This is a genomic window from Enterococcus nangangensis, from assembly GCF_005405245.1.
Lineage (GTDB): Bacteria > Bacillota > Bacilli > Lactobacillales > Enterococcaceae > Enterococcus_J > Enterococcus_J nangangensis.
Window position 1 is genome coordinate 22138 of sequence record NZ_BJDR01000028.1, and the last position, 7007, is coordinate 29144.

The 7007-nt window shown below is 43.4% G+C and carries 10 protein-coding genes; 6 read left to right on the forward strand and 4 right to left on the reverse strand.

Going from position 1 to position 7007, the window contains the following annotated elements; translation table 11 throughout:
* Positions 1–15 precede the first annotated feature (15 nt).
* Positions 16–213, forward strand: coding sequence for a hypothetical protein (locus FFM57_RS08540; protein WP_137600099.1), 198 nt, complete (start codon positions 16–18; stop codon positions 211–213).
* A 113-nt stretch (positions 214–326) separates the two neighbouring features.
* On the opposite strand, the gene FFM57_RS08545 is transcribed toward FFM57_RS08540, so the two are convergent.
* From FFM57_RS08545 to FFM57_RS08555, 3 genes are all read right to left on the reverse strand, one after another.
* Positions 327–626, reverse strand: a complete 300-nt coding sequence (locus FFM57_RS08545) for a hypothetical protein (RefSeq protein ID WP_137600100.1) — start codon at positions 624–626, stop codon at positions 327–329.
* A gap of 197 nt (positions 627–823) precedes the next feature.
* Positions 824–1447 (reverse strand): GyrI-like domain-containing protein, encoded by a 624-nt coding sequence (locus tag FFM57_RS08550; protein ID WP_137600101.1) that lies wholly within the window; start codon positions 1445–1447, stop codon positions 824–826.
* Positions 1448–1460: 13 nt separating this feature from the next.
* Positions 1461–2240, reverse strand: a complete 780-nt coding sequence (locus FFM57_RS08555) for an HAD family hydrolase (protein WP_137600102.1) — start codon at positions 2238–2240, stop codon at positions 1461–1463.
* Between the two features lie 127 nt (positions 2241–2367).
* Between FFM57_RS08555 and FFM57_RS08560 the strand changes: the two genes are divergently transcribed.
* The 5 genes from FFM57_RS08560 (at position 2368) to FFM57_RS08580 (ending at position 5910) form a co-directional block, all read left to right on the forward strand.
* Positions 2368–2763, forward strand: a complete 396-nt coding sequence (locus FFM57_RS08560; RefSeq protein WP_137600103.1) for a CidA/LrgA family protein — start codon at positions 2368–2370, stop codon at positions 2761–2763.
* Positions 2756–3445 carry an LrgB family protein gene (locus FFM57_RS08565; RefSeq protein ID WP_137600104.1) on the forward strand — a complete coding sequence of 230 codons (690 nt, stop codon included), beginning with the start codon at positions 2756–2758 and terminating at the stop codon, positions 3443–3445. Before FFM57_RS08560 ends, FFM57_RS08565 begins: the two co-directional genes overlap by 8 nt.
* Before the next feature lie 107 nt (positions 3446–3552).
* Positions 3553–3765, forward strand: a complete 213-nt coding sequence (locus FFM57_RS08570) for a zinc ribbon domain-containing protein (RefSeq protein ID WP_137600108.1) — start codon at positions 3553–3555, stop codon at positions 3763–3765.
* A 135-nt stretch (positions 3766–3900) separates the two neighbouring features.
* On the forward strand, positions 3901–4857 hold the full coding sequence (locus tag FFM57_RS08575; RefSeq protein WP_170999947.1) for a lactate/malate family dehydrogenase: 957 nt from the start codon (positions 3901–3903) through the stop codon (positions 4855–4857).
* 144 nt (positions 4858–5001) lie between these two features.
* Entirely contained in the window at positions 5002–5910 is a 909-nt protein-coding gene (locus tag FFM57_RS08580; RefSeq protein ID WP_137600106.1) for a patatin-like phospholipase family protein, read from the forward strand.
* Between the two features lie 62 nt (positions 5911–5972).
* Here FFM57_RS08580 and FFM57_RS08585 read toward each other — a convergent pair whose 3' ends face one another.
* Positions 5973–6233, reverse strand: coding sequence for a heavy metal-binding domain-containing protein (locus tag FFM57_RS08585; protein WP_137600107.1), 261 nt, complete (start codon positions 6231–6233; stop codon positions 5973–5975).
* Positions 6234–7007 lie beyond the last annotated feature (774 nt).

A 7007-nucleotide genomic window follows, 5' to 3' on the forward strand; every position in this document is an offset into this window, starting at 1 on the left:
TTGGAGGCGGTTGTGATGTTTTCTATGATTGTGATACTCGTATTTTTGACGATAGCTGTGAACATCTTTTTAAAAGATTATGCTAGAAAGCACCAGTGGACCAAACCAGAGTACGGTGCCGCGGCATTTGGCATCAATATGTCAGTAGCGTTGGTGGACGAACTTTTAGTGGTGGTCTCTTTACTTGCTGAAGGCTTGGCGGAAGTCTTATAAAAAAATAAGGATGAAATGTTTCAGAGCGCGCTGCTGTAAAGTAGTGCGCTCTTTTTTTAGTAGCCAGCGCCAATAAAAAGCCCTTTTGCCACGACGGCAAAAGGGCTAGTTTACTATTGATAACTTTTGACAAAGCTAGTGGAGAGGAGGGGGGAATAATCTTTTTCGACACGGAAGTTAATTTTTTCTGGTAGCACATCAATCAGGAGTTGGCGCATCGTAGCGGGGTCTTGGTAAGGAGAATCCGGCGGTAACACCACCTTCCAAAAGTTGCCGCGTTTAATCAGCCACTGGCCAATGTCCAGTAACTCAGGATAGTCCTCCACGTTCCAAATCCGCAAAAAGGAAATGGTCAACACGGGCAAAGAAGAAGTGGTCAACTGACAATTTGTGATTTTTTCGGATAATTGCATAACTCCTCGCCTTCTTATCATTGAATTTTTGTGTTGTATTTATCTAAGTTGTTTCCTCACTTATAGTATACCACAAAATAATGAAAGCGTATACATAATTGTAAGGAGCAGTGTTATTTTTTTGTCGACGAAGTTGAAGGAGTGTTTGTTTTATCACAAAGATGGAAGCTGCCGCAACACGACAGCTTCCACCTTAGTTAAGCTTTTGCAATTTTTACCCGCAAAAGAGTTTTACATTTATCCGGTGCAGTTTTGCGGGGGTCAGACAAATAAATTTCTTTATGTTCTTTTTCACTGCGGACGTAACCTTGTTCCTGTAAAAATATTGCTAAGCGGGCAAACGTTGCGGGTTCATCGTCGTAACTGCCTACGTGTAAAATTTGGGCCACTGTCATGGGGGCTTCGCTACGGAAAGTCAGAGCCGTTTGCAAGTGTTGCGGAATTTTTCCACTGGCCTTCTTGCAGGCGGCGGCAAAAATTTCCGGAGTGACAAAGGCAGGCTGTTTAATCATGATGTCGTATTCAAAGTGTTCTTTTTTCAGGGGTTGGTGCCAATACTTTTCTTGCACCGACCAGTAGCCTTCTAAAGGATAAACGGTGAAAGGGTAAAAGTCAGGAATCGCAAAACCATTTTTTTCACTCATGCGAATCGTGTAGCTCGTCGCATAAAGAGCTGGAATCTTTTCGGCAAACTCTGGCTGATTGGGATCCCCTAAGCCGTGGATGCTAATAAAATTTTGTGGCGGTAATTGAAAAATTTGCGGCTTTTTCAGAGGTTTATACCAAGGTTCACTTTTTTTCCATTCGTATTTTTCCGTCATCGTCAGTCTCCTTTTAAAGTAAAGCGAGTTGTTGTAACGCTTGATAGATACCATCGGAATTATTATCGGCAGTCACCAGGTCAGCGCTATCTTTGACTTCAGCACTAGCATTCCCCATCGCCACGCCGACACCTGCTAAGCGCAGCATCTCGCGGTCATTCAAGCCGTCCCCAAAGACGATGATGTCCTCGTGGGCAATCTTGGCGATTTCCGCCATTTTAATCAAACCAGCAGCTTTAGAATTATTTTTAGGAATAATATCCACTCCACTAGGATGCCAACGTACGAGGTCAAACTGCTGGAAATCAGCTGCGGCAAATTGTTCATCGAAGCTGGCATCGTAATAAGCGATGGCTTGATAAATTTCGTGCGTGCGATAAAAGTCTGGGTTGTGACTAGGAACTTGTGTGCGGAAGCTGTCCATCGCTTGTTGGACGGTAGGTAAAATTTCCGCTTGATAGCGGTGAATCTCATCTAAGTTTTGGTAGCTAACATCAATGCCCAGCTCCGTTGCAAAGGCAATTAACCGGTCCAATTCTGGCGTGTCTAAGACTTTTTTCACCACTTGTTGGTGGTTAATAAAAGCCGCTGCCCCATTGACTAATAAATAATTTTCAAAGTGATAGCGGGTTAAAATTTCTTGCGCTAAAAAACGAGAGCGGCCACTGGCAATCGTTACCAAATGTCCTGCTTGGCGTAATTTTTCTAAAGCCGTGACAGTGGAAGGCAACACACGGCCATGACTATCTAACAACGTGCCATCAATATCAAAAGCGATTAATTTTCGGGTCATTTTTCCAACTCCTAGGATAATTTTGGCAATCCTCTTTATTTTACTATAGGAAGTGAAATAATTCTTTGAAAAAAGTCTTTTAATTTGCAAAAGTTATGCTATAGTACAAAAAGTCGAGGTGAAAAATTTGAAAATTTATTTGCAATTATTTTATATCTTACTCTGTTCTTTTTTAGGTGAAATTTTAAAACATTTATTAGGCTTGCCCATTCCCGGCAGCGTCTTAGGAATGTTGGTGCTCTTCCTAGCGCTACAAACAAAAATTTTAAAAGTGGAAGATGTGAAAGAAGTAGGAGCTTTCTTGTTGGGAAACTTAACCATTTTATTTGTGCCCGCCGGTGTGGGCATCATGGTGAACTTCACGGCGATTCAAGACGTTTGGTACATCCTTGTGGGGGTGTCCTTGGTGATTACCGCAGTCGTCATGGGTTTAACGGGGCGCTTAGTACAGTTTGTCAAAGTAAAATTCGAAGGGGACTACGCTGCTCCTCACTCCAAGGAGGTAGAAACGTCAGATGAATGAGTTAACGAGTAATCCGCTTTTTGGTTTAGTCTTATCGGTAGGGGTCTTTTTACTGGCGACAAAACTTTTCCACCGCTTTCCTTATCCATTTTTTAATCCCTTGGTGGTGACGGTTGTAGCGATCATTCTCTTTTTAAAAGTCACCGGTATCTCTTACGAAAATTATTACCAAGGTGGTTCTATTTTAAATACGTTGATTACACCCGCAACAGTCGCTTTAGGGATTCCACTGTACAACACGCTGCATTTGTTGAAACATCACGCGCGTTCCATTTTAGTAGGGATTACGTTTGGGGCAGTGATGAGTTGTCTAATGATGGTGGGCTTGGGGGTCCTTTTTCGGTTAGAAGAATCCGTGATCGTGTCTAGTGTACCGAAGTACGTCACTACAGCAATTGCCATGGAACTATCAGAAGGGTTGGGAGGCATCTCAGCAGTAACTTTAGTGATGGTGGTCTTCACGGGTATTTCAGGCTCCATCATGGGTCCGGCTATTTTAAAAATCTTTCGCATTGAAGATCCAGTAGCTCAAGGGATTGCTTTAGGCTCCACGGCTCACGCCATTGGAACGGCACGGGCGATGGAAATAGGCGAAGTCCAAGGGGCCATGAGTGGACTATCGATTGGTGTCACAGGTGCGCTAACCGTGTTTGTCGCGCCCTTCGTTTTACAACTGCTATGAGTTTTCTAAAAATCAGCCTTAAGTCCCTAGTCAAAGCGCGGGAAAATTGCTAATTTATTGCCATAAGGTGTCCGCAATAGGTCACCAAAGGAGGAGAAAAAATGGATATGAACAAGAAACAATATGTCTGTGAAAAATGTGGGAACACTCACTATGTTGCCGATCAATTTCAAGCAACTGGCGGGAACTTTGCCAAACTTTTTGATGTGCAAAATAAAAAATTTATTACCGTGAGTTGCAGCCAATGTGGCTACACCGAGCTGTACCGCAACCAAACATCTAGCGGCATGAACGTCTTAGACTTTTTGATTGGCGGCTAATCAATAATAGTAGGAAAGAGCAGTGGGGGCTATTCAATAGAAAAGCCTCCGCTGCTTTTTTAGGAAATTCTTTGACAGTTTTTGTCGTAGTATTGTACAGTTAAACCGACTTGGAAGATGGAAGGGAGCAGTTTGATGGTAACGAAAGTAGCGATTATCGGGGTAGGGCACGTGGGGGCCGCAGTTGCGCAGGCGATGGTTTTGCGCAGCACCACCAGTATTTTATATTTAATCGACAAAAATGATAAAAAGGCTAAAGCTGAAGAAATGGATTTGACGGACCAACAAGCGCTCCTGGTGAACAGTACACAGCTAGTAGCAGTGCCTTATGAAAGTTCTTGGCAGGAACTAGCCGATTGTGACGTGGTCATTTCAGCGGCAGGGAATATTTCTTTACTGGATCCTAAAAAGCATAATCGTTTAGGGGAGTTGCATCATAGCTTAGATATTGTGGAAGAAGTTGCACCGAAATTAAAAGCTTCAGGCTTTCATGGCATTTTAGTAAATATTACGAACCCTTGTGACGTGGTAGCGACGTATTGGCAACAACTGACTGGTTTTCCGCGGGAACGGATTGTCGGGACGGGGACGACGCTAGACACGACCCGCATGAAACACGCCGTCAGCAAACATTTTGGCTGCAACATTCAAGATATTACTGGCTATATCTTAGGAGAGCACGGTGAGACCCAATTCACCGCGTGGTCCACCGTCGCGGTAGCCGGCTTACCCATGTTGCAGTTGGCTCAAGAGCAAAATATCGACTTGGCGGCTTTAAAAGAACAAGCGCGCTTTGGCGGGTGGCAAATTATGGATGGCAAAGCCTTCACATCGTATGGCATCGGTTTAACGGGGACAATTTTAACAGAAGCTATTTTAAACGACAGTCGCAAATTTTTCCCGCTGTCTTCTTACAATGAAAAGTTTGCTACGTACATCGGGCAAGTGACCCAATTAGGGGCCAGTGGTGTATTGGCGGTGCATGATTTGCCGCTGCCTGCTAACGAACAAGCGCTGTTTGCTGAAAGTGCGCAAATTGTCCATGATAATTTAGCGCGGACTTTGGCTGAGCGGACTGACAAAAATAAGTAAGACGATTTTCGTCTAGAAGCTGTAACTGGTGACCAGTTGGAAATGAAATCCAGCTGGTCATTAATTTTTTCTAGTGAATATAGCGTGGTAACGTGCCTTTTTGCCAATTTACGCTATACTAAACAAGAGTGAGGAGGGAAATAGATGGATCATAAAATTTTTTCAGGATTGGCGGAGTTGCCACAAGGACAAGCGCCAGATACTTTACATAAAGGGTGTATCGTTTTAGAAGGAGGCGCCTTTCGCGGTGTTTACGGCGAGGGTGTCTTAGATGTGCTGATGGCCGCAGGAATCAATATGGAGTGTACGATCGGGTGTTCCGCCGGGGCGATGAACGGGCTGAATTATGTCGCCGGTCAAATTGGGCGGGCGGCCCGCATGAATTTGCGTTATCGCCATGATTCTCGCTACGTGGGGTTGGAAGCTTTTCGTCATAATCGTGGGGTGATTGGTTTTGATTTTGTTTTTGGGGACATTGAAGGCATTGAGCCTTTAAACGAAGAACGCTTTTATCAACCGCAACGTCGCTTTGTAGCGGTGACTGCCAATTGCCGTACCGGTCAAGCTGAGTATTTTGAAAAGGGCCAAGGGAATATTTTACAAGCGGTGCAAGCTTCTGCTAGTATGCCTTTTGTTTCTAAGCCGGTGGAAATTAACGGCGATCCTTTTTTAGATGGCGGTTGTTGTGATAAAGTTCCTTACCAATGGGCGATGGACCAAGGTTATGAGAAAATTATCGTGGTGCGGACGCGGGAAGAAAGTTATCGCAAAAAGCTGCACAGTGAACGCACAAAGCGGGCGATGCGCCTTGCTTATCGCCACTACCCTAAATTTGTGACCGCTCTAGAAACCATGAATGACAATTATAACCAGCAATGTGCCGCCATTACGGAACTAGGTCAAGCTGGTCGGCTTTTTGTCATCAGTCCCACAGAACCCGTCAGCATTAGTCGCTTAGAAAAAGATATGGAAAAGTTGGGTGCCCTGTATTATCAAGGACAACACGATGCAACAACGCAACTTTCGGCTTTAGAAAAATATTTAGCAAAATAAAAACAAACCGAAAATCGCCCTAACGCTACGATTTTCGGTTTGTTTTTTTGTGGCGGACTAAGCTAAGCTTCATCCACCAAGATTACTGCTGTGCCCATCACGGTGGGTACGGCTCGGTCTGATAAAGCAAAATTAATTCCTAATACAGCATTAGCACCTAACTTTTCAGCATTTTGCTCCAGTTCTTTGATAGCTTGTTCCAAATAGCTAGAAACGGCCGCTACCGTGCGTACACCACGCAATTTATCATCGCTGCCATAAACAATGCCTAGTTCCTTCAATACTTTTTTATGGGGATAATCTGAGCGAGTGGAAGTAATCATCGTCATCTCTCCTTTGTTGATAATAATCTTTATCACTAGTATAACATGAAACGCTACTTCCTCAGTGCTCGTCATTAACCGAGTTTGAGTTGTTGAAAGCAAATTTTTAAAAATTATTTTGCAGCTGCCAAAAAATATAAAACTTTTTGCGTATCTTCTTTGTAAGGAAGCACAAAAACTTGCTATTTTCCAGGTGTAGTTTACATGGACTTTGGTCACCCCCGAAGCAACAATCACTCAATTCTAGAAAGAATGTTGGTGCGAGTGGGAGGTAAAGCCAATGAAAAAATCGTCGGGGTGCGGGAAAGGTTCTTGTGATGCTAGCAAGCATTGCGCAACTTTTGGTAATCATTAAGTTGATTATCGAAATTGCCCACGAACTAAAAAAAGACCCTAAAGAGTAATCTTTAGAGTCGCACACGATCATTGCTACGTAGAATCGGAAAGGATACCCCAAGTATCTTTTCCCTACACCTGAATTATAGCAAGGAAGAATTGCAAAAGCAAGCTACTGCAATGAGCGCTTTTGTGCGCACCATGTCTCTTCTGGACGAGTTTGCACTGCTCACAAATTGTCGAACAAATGCCCCTAACTCTAAAGAAAATAAGCCAAAAGCCACAAAAAATTTAAGAAGCAATTTTCTGTGTCTTCTGTTTTATTACTCCTCTTCTGAACAAGTTTAAACTGCTCTCCTATATGTCAAGCGAAAGGGAAATTGTCCCAAAATGTGGCCCCTCATTTGTCTCAAAAGTTTTTCAAACTTTCTATACAAA

Bases quoted from the DNA above. Each gene is read 5' to 3' on its own strand.
- FFM57_RS08540 (WP_137600099.1), top strand. From the start codon at position 16: ATGTTTTCTATGATTGTGATACTCGTATTTTTGACGATAGCTGTGAAC.
- FFM57_RS08545 (WP_137600100.1), bottom strand. From the start codon at position 626: ATGCAATTATCCGAAAAAATCACAAATTGTCAGTTGACCACTTCTTCT.
- FFM57_RS08550 (WP_137600101.1), bottom strand. From the start codon at position 1,447: ATGACGGAAAAATACGAATGGAAAAAAAGTGAACCTTGGTATAAACCT.
- FFM57_RS08555 (WP_137600102.1), bottom strand. From the start codon at position 2,240: ATGACCCGAAAATTAATCGCTTTTGATATTGATGGCACGTTGTTAGAT.
- FFM57_RS08565 (WP_137600104.1), top strand. From the start codon at position 2,756: ATGAATGAGTTAACGAGTAATCCGCTTTTTGGTTTAGTCTTATCGGTA.
- FFM57_RS08570 (WP_137600108.1), top strand. From the start codon at position 3,553: ATGAACAAGAAACAATATGTCTGTGAAAAATGTGGGAACACTCACTAT.
- FFM57_RS08575 (WP_170999947.1), top strand. From the start codon at position 3,901: ATGGTAACGAAAGTAGCGATTATCGGGGTAGGGCACGTGGGGGCCGCA.
- FFM57_RS08580 (WP_137600106.1), top strand. From the start codon at position 5,002: ATGGATCATAAAATTTTTTCAGGATTGGCGGAGTTGCCACAAGGACAA.
- FFM57_RS08585 (WP_137600107.1), bottom strand. From the start codon at position 6,233: ATGATTACTTCCACTCGCTCAGATTATCCCCATAAAAAAGTATTGAAG.